The organism is Paenibacillus sp. AGC31 (assembly GCF_057334655.1).
Genome location: NZ_JBHFJH010000031.1, coordinates 79,185 through 100,478 on the forward strand (window position 1 = coordinate 79,185; position 21,294 = coordinate 100,478).

The window sequence follows — 21,294 nt, forward strand, 5'->3', positions numbered from 1 at the left end:
GCTCCTCCGTCTCATGATGACACGCGGATCGTCTGTCCTACGGTCATCGTTAAAATAATTACATAATCGCCCTGAGGCGTAAGCTCTGCCTTGGCTTGTTCATGTCCTTCCACGCGTAGCGGATAAGCACTGCGAAGGGTAAGCGACTCACTTCGATCTGCCTTAATAACCGCTGAAGCAAGCTTGTTGTCCGTCCACGTTATGGCTACCGTATAACCACCTCTTGCACGAAGCCCTTCAACTCGACCTTGAGTCCAGAGTTCGGGTAGTGCCGGCAGTAAATGTAACTCGTTCAAGTGGCTCTGCAATAACATCTCCGCGATTCCGGCCGTACCTCCAAAATTACCATCGATCTGGAATGGTGGATGGTCATCAAACAGATTTGGATGTGTGGACCGGGCCAGCAACGTGCGCACAAACTGATGTGCCTGGCTGCTATCCAGCAGTCGTGCATACAGATTGATCAACCATGCACAGCTCCATCCTGTATGCCCGCCACCTTGTGAGATACGACGTTCAAGCGATACCCGTGCTGCTTCTACCAATTCCGGTGTGTGTACTCGATTGATCTGCTCTCCCGGATACAGTCCATACAGATGGGAGACGTGACGATGCCCTGGCTCGGATTCGGCAAAATCCTTAAACCACTCCAGCAATTGTCCTTCGCTTCCAATTCGGAATGGATAGAGTTTGTCCAGAGCCTCCCCCCACTCGCCCGCCAATGACTCATCTAGATTCAATTGCTTCGCGGCCTCAATACAGCGGGTGAACAGTTCACGAATTAACGTCATATCCATCGTTGAAGCCATGGATATACTGCGTGCCTCCCCATTATCTGTGAGAAACTTGTTCTCTGGTGAAGTGGATGGAATCGTGACCAGATAACCGTCAGGTCCTTCCACCAACCAGTCGAGACAGAACAAGGCAGCCTCTTTCATGATGGGATACGCACGTTTCTCAAGAAAACGCTGATCCCCGGTAAATTGGTAATGCTCCCATAGATGCGAGGTCAGCCAAACGCCGCCCATTGGCCAGAATGCCCAGCTCGCGTCTCCGCCTGTAGGTGTGGTGGTTCTCCAGATATCCACGTTATGATGCGCAGTCCATCCACGGGCTCCGTAGAGAATCCGTGCTGTTCTGCGCCCTGTATCACTGAGATCTGTCAGCATATCGAACAGCGGCTCATGACATTCACTGAGATTGCAGACTTCTGCCGGCCAGTAATTCATTTCCGTGTTGATGTTGATTGTGTAGTCACTATGCCATGGCGGCTCTACCTGATGGTTCCAGATTCCCTGCAGATTGGCAGGCTGGCTGCCTGGACGCGAACTAGCCATTAACAGATATCTTCCATATTGAAAATAAAGTGCCTCCAGTCCAGGATCTTGTTGCCCTGCCTGATAAGCCTGCAGCCGCTCATCTGTAGGTAATTCGGCGTTAGCCGATACCCCTAAATCAATAGAGACTCTGTTAAACAGCGCACTATGATCCTGAATATGTCGGTCACGAAGGCCTTCCACGCCATGTGTGATCGCTTTGGAGATCAACTCCTTGCATTCCTCTTCCAATACAGGATGATCCTTCAGAGGTAACACATCGTAACTCTCAAAGGAGGTAGCCGCTGCCAGATAGAAAACAACCTGGTCAGCACCCTGAATATGTAACTTGCCTTCCAGATTGGAGACCTTCACCTGATCGCCAGATGCCGTGAATGCTACACGGACAGCATAAGCCGTTCCCCGATCCTCTTCATAGAGGACGGATTCCGGGTGATCTCTGAAGTAATTGGACTCCACGTGACTTGGGCACCGACTGAACATGGTTAGTGCATCTCCCGAAGTCTCAACGCGATAAGGATGGGGACTGTCTAGCGTAACACTTACACTCACAGCGCCCTTCTGATCAGCAGTTAATGTGCAGACCATCAGATCATCCGAAGCACTGGAATACACTTCACGTACGTAACGAATTCCTTCCCATGAGTACGTCGTGGTTGCAATACCCGATTCCAGATCAAGTTCCCGTTCAAATGCATCATATGAAAGATCATCCAGACCTTCATGGTGCAATAGAAAGTGACCCATTGGCTGATAGGCCTCTACATCACGACCGAGCATTTCACGGTTTAACAAATCCTCAGCTTCACCATATTGTCCGGACAGGATCAACTCACGTGTCTGTTTCAAATACCGCTGGCTGCTGTATTGAATCGTATCCCGTGGAAATCCTGACCATAATGTATCTTCATTGAGCTGAATTCGTTCATCTGCTGCGCCACCGTACACCATGCCTCCAAGACGGCCGTTCCCGATGGGGAGCGCTTCTTCCCAGCGTTTTGCCGGTTGTTGATACCATAGACGATTGATTTTAGTTTGGTTATTGTGTTGGGACATGATTAGCTCCTGTTCCTGAATCAGCTGTATATTCCTTATGTCATAAAACGTTTTCGGTAAGTGCTTACAATAATAAAATTATATGTGATTTCAAAATTTGCGTCAATGCAAATCATCACATCATTACACAAAAAAAAGGCCCCATATAGGGCCCTTTCCTTGTTTAACCATGGATCACAGACAATCCATGTTATTTTACGTCTTTTCCTGTCCACAGAGAGACACGTTCCTTAACCCAAACCGTAAATTGTTTCTCCATTTCAACTGCACCCGCTTTGTCCAAATCAGCCAGTAAAGCATCATAGGTTGCATCAAAGTTTGCTGGTGTAGTCAGAACAGCTTCCGGAATCCGTTTACGGATGATATCCTGTGTTTTCTGGAACGTTACCTCATAGTCTGTACCGGAAGGTACGGACATGTTATACGCTGCGCCCCAATCCTTAACTGGCAGATCTTCTTCAGCCGGATAGAACTCTTTCCAAGTCGTGATACCGTAAGCTTTCAGTGTTTCTTTCTCTGCAGCTGTGTAACCAGCTACAATCTGCTCTGGGAAGTTCGTTGTGTAATAGTTATCCGTTGAATCTTTTACCCCATCACCGTATCTTGCGCTAAATACGTTGTACATCCCAATTCCTGTTTCCTTACTGAAATTGGAGTTGTCATTCGTTTTGCGGTCCTGAACGTCATCTGGAATCACGCGTTTACCATCTTCTACGTTGTAATGTTCACCTTCGATACCCCAGTTTCTCAGAACTTGTCCTTCATCGGAAGCAAGCCAATCCATGAATTTGATGATACGCACTGGATCTTTGGCCGAAGTTGTAATCCCGATGCCATAACCGTCAAATCCGGCTGGTTGGAACGTGTGATCCACAATTTCATCGTTAAGTGATACAGAGAAGTGAGCGTATGTGGCATCATCCTTGCCAGATGATTTAAGTGCGTTCTCCGCTTCTTGATAGTTCCACTCTTGGTCAATCAGACCGAGGACACGACCACTGGCAATTTTGGACTTGTATTGGTCATCCTTTTGAACAAATGCATCTTTGTCCAGTAGGCCTTCATTGTACATTTTATTCAACCAGCGGAAATATTCTCTTTCCTCTGGACGTTTGTAGTGCAATTTTGCTTCATACGTTTCAGGGTCAATGTAATATTCACCATCATCCGGTGCACCTGTTGCCTGGAAAGCTGGATTCGTTACCGTGATCATGATTTTCCAATCATCTGCATTTAATGTTAATGGAATGGTTGGTTGACCATCAATCGTTGGATGTTTTTCATAATAGGCTCTGAGTACATTCTCGTAATCCTCAAGTGTCTTCACTTCAGGGTATCCAAGCTCTTTCAATACTCTTTGTTGAATTTCGAATCCACCTGTAGCGTCAAACGTAACATTATCGACACCCATATTGGTTGGAATGGTATAGATCGCTTGATCTTCGAGACTGTATTTCAAACGGTTCATCTGTTCCCCATAGATTTTTTTCAAATTGGGAGCATGCTCCTCAATCAGATCCGTGAGATCCAGCATCGCGCCTGCATCCACAAGCTTAGATAAGTTACCTTTAGGGTAAATCATATCCGGAAAGTCACCACTGGCAGCCATCAGTGCAATCTTCTGGTTACCACCATCATTTACATCATATTCAGCTTCAATTGTAACGCCTGTTTGCTCCGTGATCTTTTTACCAACAGCATCTTGCATCTTGTTCCAGGTGGGACTAGCATCCGCTCCGAAGAACGTAACTGTAATGGGTTCGGTACCGCTGGACTCCGAAGTCTCTTTGGTTCCCGAATTCCCGCAGCCAGCTGTAACCAACATTGCACTTGCGAGCATCAACATTGCAAACGTCTTGGGTGTATTGCCTTTCATTTTGCCTCTCATTGTCTAGTTCCCCCTATTATTTATGAAGGTTTTATCTGTATAACAGGCTTTATGCCTGAGGATACCACTTTTTTTGAATACGCTTTCGAGTTCATTCATTCCGACGTTTTTAGTGAAGCTGACGTTTCGATTCTGTAAAAAGAAGATTATTCTTCTAACAGACGTAAAACGTTTTCGGAAATGAAATAAACCGCTTACTGAAAGTGCTTACATGATAGATTATACTGCTATCACCACCTTACGTCAACAACAAAAAAAGCCCTTTTTCAAGAGCTTTTTTGCAATGAAAATCCTTAACTTTAATGCTTTGTTTTCAAGCTTATTTCACATCTTTTCCAGTCCACAGGGAGACACGTTCTTTCACCCAAACCGTGTATTGTTTCTCCATTTCTACTGCACCTGCTTTATCAAGTTCAGCCAGGAGACTGTCATACACGCTGTCAAAGTTCTCAGGTTTGGCAAGGATCGCTTCTGGGATCCGTTTGCGGATGATATCCTGTGTCTTCTGGAATGTTACGTTGTAGTCTGTGTCAGAAGGTACAGGCATATTATACGCTGCGCCCCAATCTTTCAGTTTCAATTCATCTTCGGATGGATAGAAATCTTTCCATGTTGTGATACCGTATGCTTTCAACGTTTCCTTCTCAGCCGGTGTGTAGCTTGCTTGGATCTGCTCTGGGAAGTTCGTTGTATAGTAGTTGTCTGTAGAATCTTTTACACCATCACCGTATCTTGCGCTGAAAATATTGTACAACCCAACTCCTGTTTCTTTCGTGAAATTGGAGTTGTCATTTGTTTTGCGTTCCTGAACATCGTCAGGAATCACACGTTTGCCATTTTCTACATTGTAGTGTTCACCTTCAATACCCCAGTTTCTCAACACCTGGCCTTCATCGGAAGCGAGCCAATCCATGAATTTGATAATCCGTACCGGATCTTTGGCCGAAGTTGTAATCCCGATGCCATAACCGTCAAATCCTGTTGGCTGGAATGTGTGATCCACAATGTCCTTGTTCAGGGACACGGAGAAGTGAGCATATGTGGCTTCGTCCTTACCTGCTGCTTTGAGAGCGTTCTCAGCTTCGCCATAGTTCCAGTCTTGGTCGATCAGACCGAGTACACGGCCACTGGCGATTTTGGATTTGTATTGATCATCTTTTTGAACAAAAGTATCTTTGTCCAGCAGGCCTTCATTGTACATTTTGTTCAACCAGCGGAAGTATTCTTTCTCCTCTGGACGTTTGTAGTGAAGCATCGCTTCATACGTTTCAGGATTAATGTAATATTCCCCATCATCCGGTGCACCTGTTGCCTGGAAGGCCGGGTTCGTTACCGTGATCATGATCTTCCAGTCATCTGCATTCAGTGTCAGTGGAATGGTTGGTTGACCATCAATCGTTGGATGCTTTTCATAATACGCTCTAAGAACGTTTTCGTAATCCTCAAGTGTTTTCACTTCTGGGTATCCCAGTTCTTTCAACACTCTTTGCTGAATTTCGAATCCACCACCTGCATCAAAAGCGACGTTATCTACACCCATGTTGGTTGGAATAGCATAGATCGCTTGATCTTCCAGACTGTATTTCAAACGATTCATCTGATCGCCATATATCTTTTTCAGGTTAGGTGCATGTTCCTCAATCAGGTCAGTCAGGTCCAGCATTGCGCCTGCATCCACCAGCTTCGACAGGTTACCTTTAGGAAAGATAATATCAGGGTAATCACCGCTGGCAGCCATCAAAGGTATCTTTTGGTCGCCACCATTGTTCACATCGTATTCTGCTTCAATTGTAACACCTGTTCTTTTGGTAATCTCTTGGCCCACTGCATCTTTCATGTTGTTCCAGCTTGGACTTGCATCTGCACCAAAGAATGTAAAGGTTACTGGACTGGTTGTATCTCCGGAATCAACCGGTTTTTCTGAAGCGTTAGTTCCTCCTCCACTGCCGCTGCATCCTGCTGTAATTGCAAGTGCACTGGCTAACAGAAGCATTGCGAATGTTTTTGGTGTTTTGCCCTTCATGTGTAATCCCCCTTATGGATATTAATGAAGCTGTATATTTGTATAACAGGCTGACCTGCACATACCGTGACCAGATGAAACAAATGTAATTTTCTTGTTTTTATAACATTAGAAGCGTTTTCTTAAAATAAAAAATGTTCTTCTCATGCCTAATTCCTCTTCATTCCTGTCATTGTTTCCTTTGAGATTCAAGTCTATATCACATGATGTACAAGCAAATGTAAGTGCTTTCATAATTGAATAATAATCGCTCCTATATCCCTTGTCAATAGTGAATTTATAAAATTGAAAACGTTTTTTAGAAAACGTTTTAGGTATAAAAAAGAACCCGTTTATCCGGGTTCTTTCTCGGTTTGAATCCATTCAATCGATAGCTTATTTAGTCTCTTCACCGCTCCACAATTGAACACGGTTTTGAACGAGTTCTGTGTATTGTTTCTCCATGTCCTCTGCTCCTGCTTGGTTCACTTCTGCAATCATGCCGTCATAGATCGCATCGAACTGCTCAGGAGTACTCAGAATGGCTTCCGGGATACGTTTCCGAATGATATCCTGGGTTTTCTTGAAGATGACGTTGTAGTTGGAGTCACCTGGTGTTGGCAGATTGTATGCTGCTCCCCATGGTTTGATTGGGAACTCGTCTTCACTCGGGAACAGATCTTTCCACGTTGTAGCACCGTAAGCTTTGAGTGTTTCTTTCTCTGCATCGGAATATGCTGCCACGATCTGTTCAGGGAAATTCGTAGTGTAGTAGTTATCCGTTGAATCCTTCACACCGTCTCCATAGTGACCAGACATATTGGTGTACAGTCCAATACCCGTTTCTTTCTGGAATACGGCTGCATTATTGGTTTTCTGATCCAGAATGTCGGCAGGAATGACACGTTTGCCGTCCTTCACTTCGTACTGTTTGCCCTCAATTCCCCAGTTCATCAGCACTTGCCCTTCTTCAGAAGCCAGGTAATCGAAGAATTTGATCGTACGAACCGGGTCAGGATTCGATGTGGTAATCCCTACACCCCAACCGGATACAAAACCTGGGTCTTGGTAGGCATGATCCTTGATATCCTCGGACAGGGTTACCGGGAAGTGTGAATACGTTGCTTCATCCTTGCCCGCAGATTTCAGTGCATTTTCTGCATCGGAATAACCCCAATCCTGGTCAATGACACCCAGAACACGTCCACTTGCAATTTTGGATTTGTATTGGTCTGTTTTTTGGATGAAGCTGTCCTGATCCAGCAATCCAGTGTTATACATATGGTTCAACCAGCGGAAGTACTCTTTTTCCTCTGGACGTTTGTAATGCAGACTTGCTTCATACGTCTCTGGATCGATATAGTATTCACCGTCATCCGGAGCACCTGTTGCCTGGAAGGCAGGGTTCGTTACGGTAATCATGATTCTCCAATCATCCGCGTCCAATGTTAACGGGATTGTTGGCTGACCATCAATTGTTGGGTGTTTCTCTTTGTACGCCTTCAATACATTCTCGTAATCCTCAAGTGTACGCACTTCCGGGTATCCGAGTTCTTTCAGTACACGATGCTGAATACCAAATCCACCACCTGCATCAAAGTACTTCTGGTCTACCGCATAATACGTCGGCAGCACATAAATAGCCTGATCCTCATTACTGTATTTCAACCGGTCCATGTAATTACCATACAGCTTCTTCAGATTGGGAGCATATTGGTCGATCAGATCTGTCAGATCGAGCATTGCTCCGGCATCCACCAGTTTGCTGAGTTCTCCTTTGGGGGAGACAATATCCGGATAGTCTCCGCTCGCCGCCATTAAGGATATTTTATCTTGACCACCACTAACGGCAAATTCACCGTTAAGGGTTATCCCTGTTTTTTCCGTAAGGACTTTACCTACCTCATCCTTCATGCCATTCCAGTTCGGACTGGGGTCAACGCTGAAGAAATCAAAAGTAAGTGGAGTTGTCTCTGCGCTTGTATCCTTGAACGACGTATCACTGCCGCTTCCTCCACCGCAACCTGCGAGTAAAGACATTGCAAGCACTGGTGCCAGTGCAATCTTCATTTTGGAACTTGCCATAATGGTAATCCTCCCTGTTTCATATGTCTGTTTGTCCGGGACTTTTTTGTCCCTGTCTATAGCTTCATGAATACCACACCGCAGCCCTATACGGTGAAGCGCAGACCAAATGGCTGCGCTTCGGGTATCCTGATGCTTCATTTGTAGATGTACGGCCGCTCTATGTGGCAGCCTGTACCCAATTGTTTAACCTTTTACTGCGCCCAGTGTCATACCGCCAACAAAGTACTTCTGAAGGAATGGATATACAATGAGGATTGGAACCGTTACAACGATCGTAATCGCCATTTTGATCGATTCCGGTGAAATCTGTGTCATTTGCTGTGCCATATCATTGGCATTTCGTCCAGCACCTGAGCCTTGCTGCGTACTTTGCAATACTTTCATCAGCTCATATTGGAGCGTGGTCAGATGTGCCTTTGAACCATTATACAGGTACGTATCGAACCACGCATTCCACTGACCTACAGCCAGGAACAATGCGATGGTAGCAAGCACTGGTTTACACAGTGGCAAGATGATTCTGTAATAGATTGTAAAGTCATTCGCTCCGTCCAGCTTCGCGGATTCCTGCAATGAGTATGGCAGGCCATCAATGAAGGAACGGATGATGAAGACGTTAAATGCACTGATCATGCCAGGCAATACATATACCCAAAATGTACCGATCAGGTTCAAGTCACGCATCAGAATGTACACCGGAATCAGACCACCGGAGAAATACATCGTGAGCGCGAGCGTTGTGGAAACAAATTTTCTAAGTCCAAAATCAGGTCTGCTCAGTGTAAAGGCGATCATGGATGAACTGATCAATCCGAGCACAGTACCTACAAGTGTACGCAGAATGGAGATCTGCAAACCTTGTAACAATCCATCATATTGGAAAATCGTTTTGTAGTTCTGTAATGTGAATTCGCGAGGCCACAAGTAAATTCCGCCACGTACTGTATCTGTCGAGTTATTGAGTGAGATGGCTAGTACGTTAAGGAATGGATAAAGTGTTACAACCAGCACCATGGTCATCGCGAGGATGTTGAATATATCGAACAGTTTATCGCCCCGAGTAGCATTGAATGCTTTGTTCGCCATAATGTCGTCCCCTCCCTACATGATGCTTTCTTTAGTGAATTTTTTGAACAAGCCGTTCGCAGTAAACAGAAGGATGATACTGACAACGGAGTTGAATATACCTATGGCTGTACCATATGAGAATCGTCCCATATTCAAACCATAATTGAGCGCGTATAGATCAAGTACTTCCGAGTAGTCTGTGACCAGACTGTTGCCAAGCAAGAACTGCTTCTCGAAACCGATACTGATAAGATGTCCAATTGACATGATGAAAAGTACGGAAATCGTGGTCCGTATGCCAGGCAGCGTGATGTGCCACATCTGTCTCCAGCGGTTGGCTCCATCTACACGGGAAGCTTCATACAGCTCATTGTCGATACCTGTAATCGCCGCCAGATAGATGATGGCATTCCAACCGGTTTCCTTCCACATATCTGAAGCGGTTACAATGTACCAGAACAAGTTCCCCTTGGCCATGAATTGGATCGGCTGATCGATAATGTTCAGTCCTACCAATAGATCATTGATAATCCCGCCATCGGTGGAGAGCATCTTGGTGATAATACCTGCCACAACGACCCAGGATACAAAGTGAGGCAGATATGATACCGTTTGCACGGCACGTTTGAAGAACATGCCTCTCATTTCATTCAGGAGAATAGCGAAGAATATCGGCACGATAAAACCGACAACCAGTCCCATCAAACTCATTGCAAGCGTATTTCGAAGTACCAGATAGAAACGATCATCACTGAACAGCTCTACAAAGTGTTTAAAACCAACCCACTCTTGATCACCAAACGATCTGGCAGGTTTATAATTTTGGAAAGCCATCGTCCATCCCCATAGTGGCAGATAGTTAAATACGAAAACCCAAGCTACGAATGGCAATGACATGAGATAGAGATATTTCTGCTGTTTCATTCTGTCCCAAATTCCGTTCCGCCGATTCTTTAAAGGCGGTTTGGGGTCACTGCTTCTGTTCGCGGAAGCGGATTTTTTTGTTAGCGTTTCCATCTCCGTTCCCCCTCCTCTGTTTTATAAAATAATCATACCCGATAGAGCGTTTTCAAAATACCATCTGGATTTTAGAGAAAATCATATAAAAATTAGATATAGACATATATAATCAGACATAAATTCGTTAAAATCAGTGATAAATTCTACTTTTAAATGAAACAAAAGTTATATTAAGGTAATATATTATCTAAATTGGTAAATTTCGAAAACGTTTTATAGAAATCGTTTACTTCAAACTGATTGCATACAAAAAGGACCCTTTCGGGTCCCTATAATTACAATGTGAATTGAATCGTTTGCAGTTTAACGATGCCGAGTAATTGCGCTACGGATATGGAGGTTGCTGGACGGAATTGATCTCCATGCAGATACGCAAGTATCTCCTGAAATAAAAAGGCGACTTCTGGACGCTTCATTAAAGCCAGGTTGGCAAACGGAAGTGAGGATATCAAAATCTTACCCTTCCCTACTTTTGCCTCAAAGGCATAAGCGAGTCGTTTGGCCCGATGGAAATGGTCCACCACTTCGATCAGCGGCTCCACCCCGGGCAACGTATCCAAACCTATCGCTGGTGTACCGTTCACCAAGTGATACCAATGCCAGTCCGAAGCCCCATCATGCGGGAAGGAACCTAGTAGTGCTAGCTGTTCTCTCAAATACAAGCCCATCGTTGCACCAGGCTGTGTAGCAAACATCAGGTAATTCCAGAATACAGGCAGATACTTGGTCTTCACTGAATCATATAACCCTTCTGCGGTTGACTGTAGCCAAACACTCCCCCCGTTGACCACATAATCAACGACATTGGGTGTTAACGACTGAACGATCACCAAGTCAATCTCCCGATTTTTCAACAACTGAAATCCATCGATGCGATCTACGCCATCATGTTGTGCTTCCCCGAGAAGTGGCTGCAGCTCTGCCACGGTATTCCAGAACCGATTCGAACCCGGATGAGACTGATAAAAAGGAAACGACCAGCCATGCCATACATTCGCTACAGTTCTTTCCAAATCGCCTGATATCAACTCCGCCTCAATCCGAAAAGCCGCTGCTGCTTCCCGAGGTGCTGTAGCGACGATGCTTCCCAGTGACATGACGGACCCACATTGGATATCTCCGGTCTTCCATTCTCCTTCAGTGAGTATCACATCATCGCTTATTAACCTCCACTGAATGAGCGCGTCCTCAAGCGGCTCCTTACCGTAGTGAGAGATGCGTACATCGACATGAATGGATTCTCCGGCGTAAAATGTACGCTCCTTGCAACTTAATAACAGCACCATATCTGCGTTGAAACACATGAATTCTTCTGGTGTTGTAATGCCTTTGTCATCCCAAAATACATCAAGAATGCCCGTCGTAGCATGTCCCTGCCCTGGAAAATCGCGAATGTCCAGAAGCTGTACCCCCGCAGCGTCCGGTGTTCGCCGAATTCGCTCCATGGCTTCTTTTAAGGAACGTACCAGATGGGTACCACTGACCTGTTGAAAATGCTCGAGGTCCTCCATCATTCCTTTGTTAGTTAACGATTCTTCGATCGGTCGTAACCAGCTAGGACGCAATACGCCAGTATACTTGGCTCGCTCTTGGGGCCGCACATACATGGTGTACTGTGCATGTTCGTGCCCAATGACGGGATGCTCCGCAAGCCGGGTGACTGCATGATAGTCCAGCGTGGTATCCGGCACAGCTGAGTATGCGGATTCCAGGGGGGGATGCCAGTTCAACGACTGGATATAATAATCACCTTCCCGCCCTTGCGCCGGAAGTTGTCCAAAACCTGTATTGTCCGTATATAACCGAGTTGGGTCGATATCCCTTGCCCTCGATACCCATGCATTGAGTTCAGGGTGACCATTCGGGCCAATGAGTTCATTCCCCATGGAGAACATGACGAATGAAGGATGTCTATGCAGCGACTGAAGCAACCCGTCCAGTTCTTGTGTCAGATAGGACAATACTTCAGCTGGCGCAGACTGATCCGATTGCTCAAAGAAACGAGACCAATGGGGAAGTTCTGCCTGTACCAGCATGCCGACTTCATCAGCCGCCTCCCAGAAAGGCTCCGGCGCGCTCCACCCATGCAGTCGGACATGATTGAAACCATACGATCTGGCGATTCGAAACTGCTGAAGATAATGCTCCTTGTCCCAGACGGGATAACCCGTCAGTGGGAAGATACAGCAATCGACGTACCCACGCAGATATACTGGTGTCCCATTCAATTCAAGCTGCTTCCCGTTTGTTGCAAAGGAGCGTACACCAAATGATTGCTCCAGTCGATCCAGTTCCTGTTCACCTTCATGGAGACGGATCACTGCCTTGTATAATTCAGGGGATTCATCCGACCATTTTGCGATAGACTTTTCTGTTCCAAGTTCCAATTGCCACTGTTCTATTACAGCGTTGATTTCAGTTAAACCTGCTGAGCTTATATCCACATGTGATGGATCACTCAGATTCACATTACAACTATATCGATTAAGCCATGTGCCGTCCGGATGCTGGATATCCACATGTAATTGCATTGATCTAGCCGATTCATTTGCGGGAGCGCTTACAGTACAATCAACCAGAATGGTTCCGTTCTCAGCATCTGGTTGAATACGTAACGTCTGTAATCGGCAGGGAGGCATACTGTCCAGATAAACACCACCTGTGATTCCCCCCCAGGCTGTGGCCGTATGCAATGAATGAATATGGCTACCCGCCAGCGGAAGTTTCATCGTATTATCCACGCGGATCTCCACACGATTCACTTCTCCCTGCTTCACCAGAGAAGTGACATCCCACTTCTGTTGATTCACCAGACTATCCTGCTGCCCGGCATACTGTCCATTGATCCAGAGATGCGTTGTCCATCGGACACCTTCCAATCTGAATACATAGTGGCATCCGGGATCCTCTGATGGAACATGGACATCCTGAGCATACCAGGCTGAGCCTTCATACTCGCGTACCTTTGTCCAGGTATCGAGCCTTTCGTATTCAGGCTCATCTCCGTATCCTTGCTCTTCCCATGAACCGGGAATCTGAATGGTCTCCCATGATGTGTTTTCACACTGTGATGGCGGTAATATCTCTTGTTCAACGAGTTTATCGGACTCCAGATCCAAACAAAACTGCCATGTTCCATTTAAGTTCAATGGTTGACGTACAGCGCCTATATCAGATACATTCATATCGTATAGCCATCCCTTCAACTGGATTCTTGTAAATCCAGTCTAAAATGTGAAACATTCCGTGACCATTGCTTATCATGGGAAGTGCATGGACAATATGATGAATCTGGGAATTTCTCAGCAATACCGAAAACGTTTTACACAATAGGCAAGGGCAAGGCCCCGCACTCCATACTTATTCCTCGTTTATATCCGTAGCCGTTCCTTTAATTGATGATTGGTTTCTGGCCTGTTTGTACGCGGAAGGTGATTCACCTACATACTTCTTGAACTTACCGTGGAAATAGTCCACGTTCGCATATCCCACTCTGGCCGCAACCTGATGGACCTTGAGTCCTTCATCCAGCAATTCCTTGGCCTTTTCCATACGGACCTTGTCCAGAAATACATTAAAGTACTCTCCTGTATGGTTCTTGAACAACTTGCCAAGATAACTACTGTTATAGTTGAATACTTCAGCAAGTACCTCCAGCTTGAGATTTTCGCCAGGGTTACGCTGGATAAATTCAATCATCTGTTTTAATACAGTATCCTTACTTCCTCCACCCATACGTTGAATAAGTCGATTCAAATGTTCCGCTGCCATGACTTTGAGGTCAGACATCGTAAATTGATGATAGACTTCATTAATCAGAACCGAATGTTCCTGCATAATGGAGTGCATATGTTGATTCGTCGCTGCAAGCTTGTTGAACGCCAGGGAAAATACCTGTGAGAACGCCGTCTTGATCGCTTGCTCTGTTCGGTGATATGGAACCAGGCGCTCTTCCATCTCACCCAGTACTCGCATAACGGACTCACTACTTCGGATGTCTAACGCATAATACAGCTTGTCCGCAAGTTCGTCCTCAACTGGCTCATGTGCTCCGTCCACAGCTTCAATTTCTGGCTTAACAACGCTTTCACTGCCTTCATTCCACAGAATGATGCGTTGCTCCGTGAACAAGAAGCGTTCCCCGAGTAAACGATTCGCCTGTGTGTATGACCGCGCAATTTCAGAAGTGGAATGTACAGGTTCTCCCGCAGCACCGTACATGTGAACCTCCCATTCTCCCAGCAGTCCTTCCAGCTCATTGTACAGATTTCTTGCAGATGACTCGGATGTGATTGTTTCCTTACTTAACAACCCCAGACCTGAATGGAACGAGAATACAATGCCTCGGTCTTTATGGTCAAATGCTTCAATCAGTTTGCGTTTCATAACACTTCCCCGTTGCAGGTCGGGGGCTACATGCAGCTCCAGCAGCACAATCTGATAGTGAGGCCAGTGCAGTCCCAGGCTATCTTCTTCCATGCTACCCGCACCCTCCAGACTGTCAAAGAGCAAAGCCTCGATCTGATGCTCCCGATAGACGGTATCTTCACCAGCATGACGTGCAATTGTCTCCCGTTCACGGGTCAGGATTGTAGCAATACGCTCCAGTTCACCAATAATCTCTTCTTCATCCACCGGTTTGAGCAGATAACCATCCACACCAAAACTGATGGCTTTTTTGGCATAATCAAAATCCGCGTAACCACTTAATATCAAAAAGTGCGAATCCGGATGATTCCGGCGGACTTCTTCAATCACATCCAGCCCGGTCATACCGGGCATACGAATGTCAATAATCGTCAGATCAGGCTCCAATTCCTCAAACCGGGAGATGGCCTCACGCCCGCTGGCAGCTGTAGCGATGACCTGGAATCCGTATTTTTCCCACTCGATAATGGTTGTCAGTCCCTCACGTATGCTCGGTTCGTCATCCACCAAAAATACTTTATACATGTTGGTCCCCTCCTGCTGGCAAAGTGAAAGAAACCTCTGTTCCTTCCCCATATACACTCTTAATCTGTAATCCATACGGCTCGCCGTACGTCAATGTTAAGCGTTGATGTACATTACGCATGCCGATCCGACTCTTCTCCTGTTCCTCCGGTCCACAGATAAACTGCATCACCTCAGCCAGTCGTTCTGGCGTTATGCCTGCACCATTGTCATCCACACGGATCTGTACAATGTTCTCAACTAAACGAATACTTATATGAACACGGACTGTCCCCTCTTTGTTCTCCAGACCATGGACAATCGCATTCTCAACCAAAGGTTGAATAATCAAAGGCGGAATGTACATCTTCTCCACCTCGGGATCGATATGAATCTGGAATGCGAGGCGATCGCCGTACCGGAATTTCTGAATTTCCAAATAGGAACGTACCATTTCTAGTTCAGCCCGGAAGGTTGTTTTTCCACTGCCAATCTCCAGACTCTTGCGCATTAGCTTGCCCAACAGCCTGACGATGTTGGCAATCTCTGCTTCCCCTTTGATATGGGCTTTCATGCGAATGGACTCCAATGCATTAAACAAGAAATGGGGATTGATCTGGCTCGCCATCATTTTCAGTTTAATCTCTTTTTGTGCGATTTCCAATTGATTGTTCTGTTCGGTCGCTTCTACCACCTGCGTCATGAGTTCATTGATACTTTTCACCATATAGTTGAACTGTCTTGATAGTTGCCCAATCTCATCATTTCCATCAATCCGTGAAGTCACGTTCAGGTCTCCTAATGCAAGCTTGTTGAGGTGTTTACTCAGCCGGAGCAATCGGTTCGAAGTGAGGAACGAGATGATATATACGAATAGTAGGGCGATCACCAGCACCAGTATAATAAAAATCATGCCAATCAAGCTGACGGTGTTGGCGTCTTTGACGATATTTTTGGTGGCAAAAACCGAAATCACCTTCAGGCTATTCATGCTCGATCCAGGGCCCAGCTCATCAATAACAATATTAGATGGTTCCCCCCGGAAATCACCCTCTATGGTGCCTTTCGCCTGATTCTGCAGATCAACGCCAAAATCAAGCTCATCCAGCGTTTTACCCACCAGCTCGGTATTCTTGGCTGCAACCACATACCCCTGCTCGTCCGTAATCATCGTCTCGAACTGTTCCTGACGCAGCAATCCGTTCAGCTCATCCTGATTGATCACAATCATCAACACGCCCTCTGTCCGATACTCGGCAAAAGGTACTTTGCGCACTAGGCTGAGCTTGTGTACAGGATTATCTTCCTTGTCTGGGATGTAGAACCACCCGATGCTGGTTGTTTTCAATGCCTGTTGGTACCAGTAGCTCTCTTCCGTCTGCTTGTCTACCGGAATGAATTCGAGGTTGTTGATCAATGTTGGGTTAGTTGAGTAAAAGCGAATGCCGGCTATCTCACGGTACAAACGCCTGTATTCCTGAAAGTCTTTGTATGCAAGATACGCTGAGGTTAACTCCACAACGCTCTTGTACCGCTTATTCACGATCTCCTTGAGATCCGCATTAAACATTAAAAGATTGGATATATCGGTTGGTACACGCAGCATGGTTGCTGTCTGGCTCTTGATCTTGTCCACATTGATGATCGTCTGTCCTATCGCATTGTCCAGGGCTTGCTGGCGAAAATAACTGGTCACAGCAAGACCAACAATCAGGACCGGAATCATGACAACCAGTACATAGGAAATGAGCAATTTATGCTTTAATTTGAGATTATTGGTGGTTCGTATCAGCCTTTTCAACATGTCTGCACCTTCCGTCATCTGTATAAGCGCTTACATATAAACAGCAGGATCAGGATGCCCTGTCCTCAGAATTAATCATACCACATAACCGCCAGAATTCGGATTGTCATTGCAATGGGTAATATATTGCCAGGCCTACAAGCCAGCCTACCTCTAGTAGAAGAGGCCGCCATTAACATGGCGACCAGGCTTACGGAATTATTTTCTACTGAAAGAAGTTTAGTGACTCCTAGATGGGCGGAATCCATATCCTTTGGCACGCCATGCCACAATCAAAGCCACCAATGTTAAAGCCAAGATGGCCCAGTTAAATGACGAAGCTCCCCATTGATTCAGAAGAACACCTCCCGCCATTCCCCCAAGGGCAATAGCCAGATTCCAAACGGTTGTATTAATCGGCATGACGAGCTCCACACCCTGTTCGCCTGTAGCTTGTGCAAGTGCAGTCTGTAACAGGGTAGCCGCACCGCCAAATGTCAGACCCCACAGCGCAACAGAACCAAAGACGATTACAACGTGCTCACTCCAAAGACCTAATACGAGGGAAATCAAAGCAAATCCCGCAAGGCTCATGAGAACCAGCATACGTAACCACCGATCAATGAAAATACCTGTAATCCAGATGCCTACCAATGCCATCAGACCAAATACAAGTAAAATGAGTCCAACCTTGGATTCCATACCGACATCGGCGAGAAAAGGAGCTATATACGTGTATAAAATATTATGAGCCAACATCCAGGCCAAAACGACAGTCAAAATGGGAATGACACCGGGGGCGAACAACACTTGCCTGACTGAGATACGTTTATCAGCTGACTGCCCCGGATAATCGGGTACTTTCCAGAGCACCCAGAAAATCAGTACAAACGCCAGCAACGACATCAGCCAGAACACCGAGCGCCAGCCCATAAATGAACCAAGCAGCGTACCTACCGGAACACCAAATGATAAGGCAAGCGGCGTTCCAATCATAGCCACAGCCATGCCCCTTCCCTTGAGATGCTCAGGTACCATGCGTAATGCATAACCACCAATTAGGCCCCAGGAGACACCAGCTGCAACACCGGCCAAGAAACGAGCGAATAGTGTCAGTACATAGTTTTGCGAGAGGGCAGTAATGGTGTTGAAGACAAGAAAACCGATAATGGACAGAAGTAAAAGCGGACGCCGCCGCCAGCCCCTGGTTAGCAGCGCCACAGGTATGGCCGCAACCAGTGACCCAACCGCATAAAAGGTGACAAGCTGCCCCGCCCCTGCCTCAGAGATCTGCAGCCCTTCTTTAATTTGCGGCAGCAACCCCGCAGGAAGTGTTTCGGTCATGATGGCTATGAAACCCGCCATAGCCAGGGCAAGCAACCCCAACCACGGAAAACGATGAGAAGATATATTCGACATCTGTGCAGCTCCTTTTTAGTTTATGTAGAACAAGTAATCGAATTATGGATCGATCATTCCTTATATTATTCAGACCGTCTCACCTTGTCAATGACTTTTGGATCGATTAGTATATAATTAAGAAAAAAGGGGGAGAACTCTTATGGCAAGAACGGGACGTCCGCGCATTTTCGATCGGGATGAAGCCCTATTACAAGCGATGATGCTCTTTTGGGAGCAAGGTTTCGAGGCCACTTCATTACTTCAGCTTCGAGCAGCCATGGGGGATATTTCAGCAGCCAGCTTCTATGCAGCCTTTGAATCCAAAGAATCGCTGTATAAAGAAGCAGTAGAACGATATATGGATACGTTTGGACGTGTGACGGAAAGCTTCTCGGATCTCACACTGTCACCAAGAGAAGCGATCGAAACCACATTAAGAAGTACCGCAAAAATGCAAACAGACAGCACACATCCATCTGGCTGTTTAATTGTGCTGTCAGCCAGCACATGTTCTTCCAAAAACAATCATATCCGCGACATTGCCGCTGAGAAAAGAAAGCTGACTCGCAAACGCCTGCAGGATTGCATCCAGCGTGCTGTGGATGTGGGTGAAATTCCTGCTTCCACGAATGTACACATGCTGACCACCGTATTTGATACCTTTATGCAAGGCATCTCTACCCAAGCCCGTGACGGTGTTCCTCATGCAACGATCGATCAGGCTATCACGAAATTCATGGGTATCTGGAACCTTATTCAACATCCAGCCTGACTTTACTTACGAACTGTTGATAGGTTAGAAAAGCCAAAAAAGGCACTCCCACGATTGGAAGTGCCTGCTTAGTATAGAATCTGTTCGTGTGCTATTAAGGACGAGGTGTACTTACCCCATTGAGGATCAGTTTAGGATGAATATCAGCGTTCAGCGAAGCGGAAACTGCACAATATTTTTCCTCAGCCATCTGGATGGCTTTCCAGATACGATAATCCGGGATATCCCCATCGACTTTGAAGATCAGATCAATGGATGTGAAGCCTTTGGGCATCTCTTCACTGCGTGTGCCTTGCGCTTCAATCTCAATCGACTCAATTTTGTCCAGGAAAGCATCCAGAATCATCGTAATATCGATTCCCATACAGCCGCCGAGACCCGCCAGTAACAATTCCATTGGGGTAGCTCCCTTGCTGTCACCACCATAAGCAGCAGTGGCATCCATGCCAACGGCGTAGCCAGAGGGTCCTTCGGAAGTAAACGCACGTTTGCCTTTCCATACGGTTGTTACATTCATGATGTTATCCTTCTTTCTTAGAATTCAGTAATTTGTTGCAAGAAACGACGAGTGCGTTCTTGCTTCGGCTGTTCAAAGAACGCCTGTGGACTTGCTTCTTCCACAATCGATCCATCCGCCATAAAGACGATTTTGTTCGCCACATTACGGGCAAACTTCAATTCATGCGTCACAACCAGCATCGTCATACCCTCCTCTGCCAACTCCTTCATGACGGAAAGTACCTCTCCGACCAATTCAGGGTCAAGGGCTGAAGTGGGCTCATCAAACAGCATTACTTCCGGCTCCATCGCGAGTGCACGTGCAATGGCAACCCGCTGCTGTTGTCCACCGGACAATCGGGATGGATACGCATCCTGCTTGTCCGACAAGCCGACCCGATCCAGAAGAATTCGGCCGCGTTCAGCCGCTTCGTCCCGTTTGATTTTTTTCACCGTAACGAGACCTTCCATCACATTACCCAGCACTGACTTGTGCGGATACAGATTGAATTGCTGGAATACCATGCCGGTCTGGCGACGAATCTCCAGTACCCGGGCACGCTGGACTCGCAGCGGATCTGCGCTGTTGACCACAATGCCGTTGACTTCGATCTGTCCTCCGGACAGCTCTTCGAGGCCATTCAGACAGCGCAGCAAGGTACTTTTGCCTGAACCACTTGGGCCAAGCAATACAACAATATCTTTGGCATCGACATGAAGGTCGATGTTCGTAAGTACTTCATTTTGCTGAAAACGTTTGGTAAGTCCGGTTGTTGTAATCATCGCTTCTCTCCTCCCATCAGTAAGCCCGGGCCAGCCGGCGCTCCACTTGTTCCAGAATGGCCGAGAAGCCGATACTCATAATCCAGTAGATCACTCCGATCGCCAGATAAAACGGCATGTTCAATGCATATTGTGATACCAGCAGTTGTGCTGACCGCAATAACTCGGTAACACCGATCGCCGCCACAAGTGATGTTTCCTTCAACATGCCAATAAACGTGTTTCCCATCGGCGGGATCGCAATGCGCACAGCCTGCGGGAAGATAATCCGTCTCATCGCTTGAGCCGGGGTCATTCCCGTTGCATATGCAGCTTCGGTCTGTCCTTTTGGTACAGCCTGAATGGCTCCACGGAACGTCTCCGACAGAAACGCTCCTGCATTCAGACTGAGTCCCAGACATGCAGCCGTGAGGGATCCCAAGGTCACTCCATAATCGACCAATCCGTAATAAATGACGAATAATTGCACCAGCAGCGGGGTTCCCCGCATGATGGATACATAAAACCTTGCGATCAACCTAAGCCACATCGGTCCCTTCAGACGAGCAATGGCAACGAGCACTCCAATGATGAACGCAAAAAACATGGAGATCACAGTTACATACAGCGTATAGTAAGCCCCCTTCAGAAAAAAGGGGATATTCTCAAATACCAGTTCCATGGGTC

General features: G+C 46.5%; 14 protein-coding genes. 1 reads left to right on the forward strand and 13 read right to left on the reverse strand.

The window, feature by feature from the left end:
* Positions 1 to 11 precede the first annotated feature (11 nt).
* From ACE04G_RS18935 to ACE04G_RS18980, 10 genes are all read right to left on the reverse strand, one after another.
* Positions 12 to 2,393: a glycoside hydrolase family 95 protein gene (locus ACE04G_RS18935; RefSeq protein WP_221820753.1), complete on the reverse strand. Its 2,382-nt coding sequence runs from the start codon at positions 2,391 to 2,393 to the stop codon at positions 12 to 14.
* 190 nt (positions 2,394 to 2,583) lie between these two features.
* Complete coding sequence (locus ACE04G_RS18940; RefSeq protein WP_017692217.1) at positions 2,584 to 4,281, reverse strand: ABC transporter substrate-binding protein; 1,698 nt, start codon at positions 4,279 to 4,281, stop codon at positions 2,584 to 2,586.
* 319 nt (positions 4,282 to 4,600) lie between these two features.
* Positions 4,601 to 6,304 carry an ABC transporter substrate-binding protein gene (locus ACE04G_RS18945; protein WP_221820751.1) on the reverse strand — a complete coding sequence of 568 codons (1,704 nt, stop codon included), beginning with the start codon at positions 6,302 to 6,304 and terminating at the stop codon, positions 4,601 to 4,603.
* A gap of 375 nt (positions 6,305 to 6,679) precedes the next feature.
* Complete coding sequence (locus ACE04G_RS18950; RefSeq protein ID WP_221820749.1) at positions 6,680 to 8,368, reverse strand: ABC transporter substrate-binding protein; 1,689 nt, start codon at positions 8,366 to 8,368, stop codon at positions 6,680 to 6,682.
* A gap of 186 nt (positions 8,369 to 8,554) precedes the next feature.
* Positions 8,555 to 9,457, reverse strand: coding sequence for a carbohydrate ABC transporter permease (locus ACE04G_RS18955; protein ID WP_036606894.1), 903 nt, complete (start codon positions 9,455 to 9,457; stop codon positions 8,555 to 8,557).
* Positions 9,458 to 9,472: 15 nt separating this feature from the next.
* Positions 9,473 to 10,456, reverse strand: coding sequence for an ABC transporter permease (locus tag ACE04G_RS18960; protein WP_036606891.1), 984 nt, complete (start codon positions 10,454 to 10,456; stop codon positions 9,473 to 9,475).
* A gap of 278 nt (positions 10,457 to 10,734) precedes the next feature.
* Positions 10,735 to 13,644 carry a glycoside hydrolase family 2 protein gene (locus ACE04G_RS18965; RefSeq protein WP_405130839.1) on the reverse strand — a complete coding sequence of 970 codons (2,910 nt, stop codon included), beginning with the start codon at positions 13,642 to 13,644 and terminating at the stop codon, positions 10,735 to 10,737.
* Between the two features lie 175 nt (positions 13,645 to 13,819).
* Positions 13,820 to 15,412, reverse strand: coding sequence for a response regulator transcription factor (locus ACE04G_RS18970; protein WP_221820744.1), 1,593 nt, complete (start codon positions 15,410 to 15,412; stop codon positions 13,820 to 13,822).
* Positions 15,405 to 17,195 carry a sensor histidine kinase gene (locus ACE04G_RS18975; RefSeq protein ID WP_100529851.1) on the reverse strand — a complete coding sequence of 597 codons (1,791 nt, stop codon included), beginning with the start codon at positions 17,193 to 17,195 and terminating at the stop codon, positions 15,405 to 15,407. Before ACE04G_RS18975 ends, ACE04G_RS18970 begins: the two co-directional genes overlap by 8 nt.
* A 219-nt stretch (positions 17,196 to 17,414) precedes the next feature.
* Positions 17,415 to 18,593 (reverse strand): MFS transporter, encoded by a 1,179-nt coding sequence (locus ACE04G_RS18980; RefSeq protein WP_221820742.1) that lies wholly within the window; start codon positions 18,591 to 18,593, stop codon positions 17,415 to 17,417.
* A 142-nt stretch (positions 18,594 to 18,735) separates the two neighbouring features.
* Here ACE04G_RS18980 and ACE04G_RS18985 point away from each other — a divergent pair, with 142 nt between their 5' ends.
* Positions 18,736 to 19,347: a TetR/AcrR family transcriptional regulator gene (locus ACE04G_RS18985; protein ID WP_221820740.1), complete on the forward strand. Its 612-nt coding sequence runs from the start codon at positions 18,736 to 18,738 to the stop codon at positions 19,345 to 19,347.
* 94 nt (positions 19,348 to 19,441) lie between these two features.
* Here ACE04G_RS18985 and ACE04G_RS18990 read toward each other — a convergent pair whose 3' ends face one another.
* From ACE04G_RS18990 to ACE04G_RS19000, 3 genes are read right to left on the reverse strand one after another with little or no spacing between them, the layout of a single operon-like run.
* Positions 19,442 to 19,864 carry an OsmC family protein gene (locus tag ACE04G_RS18990; RefSeq protein ID WP_017692209.1) on the reverse strand — a complete coding sequence of 141 codons (423 nt, stop codon included), beginning with the start codon at positions 19,862 to 19,864 and terminating at the stop codon, positions 19,442 to 19,444.
* A 17-nt stretch (positions 19,865 to 19,881) separates the two neighbouring features.
* Positions 19,882 to 20,628 carry an amino acid ABC transporter ATP-binding protein gene (locus ACE04G_RS18995; RefSeq protein ID WP_221820738.1) on the reverse strand — a complete coding sequence of 249 codons (747 nt, stop codon included), beginning with the start codon at positions 20,626 to 20,628 and terminating at the stop codon, positions 19,882 to 19,884.
* A gap of 16 nt (positions 20,629 to 20,644) precedes the next feature.
* Complete coding sequence (locus ACE04G_RS19000; RefSeq protein WP_017692207.1) at positions 20,645 to 21,289, reverse strand: amino acid ABC transporter permease; 645 nt, start codon at positions 21,287 to 21,289, stop codon at positions 20,645 to 20,647.
* Positions 21,290 to 21,294 lie beyond the last annotated feature (5 nt).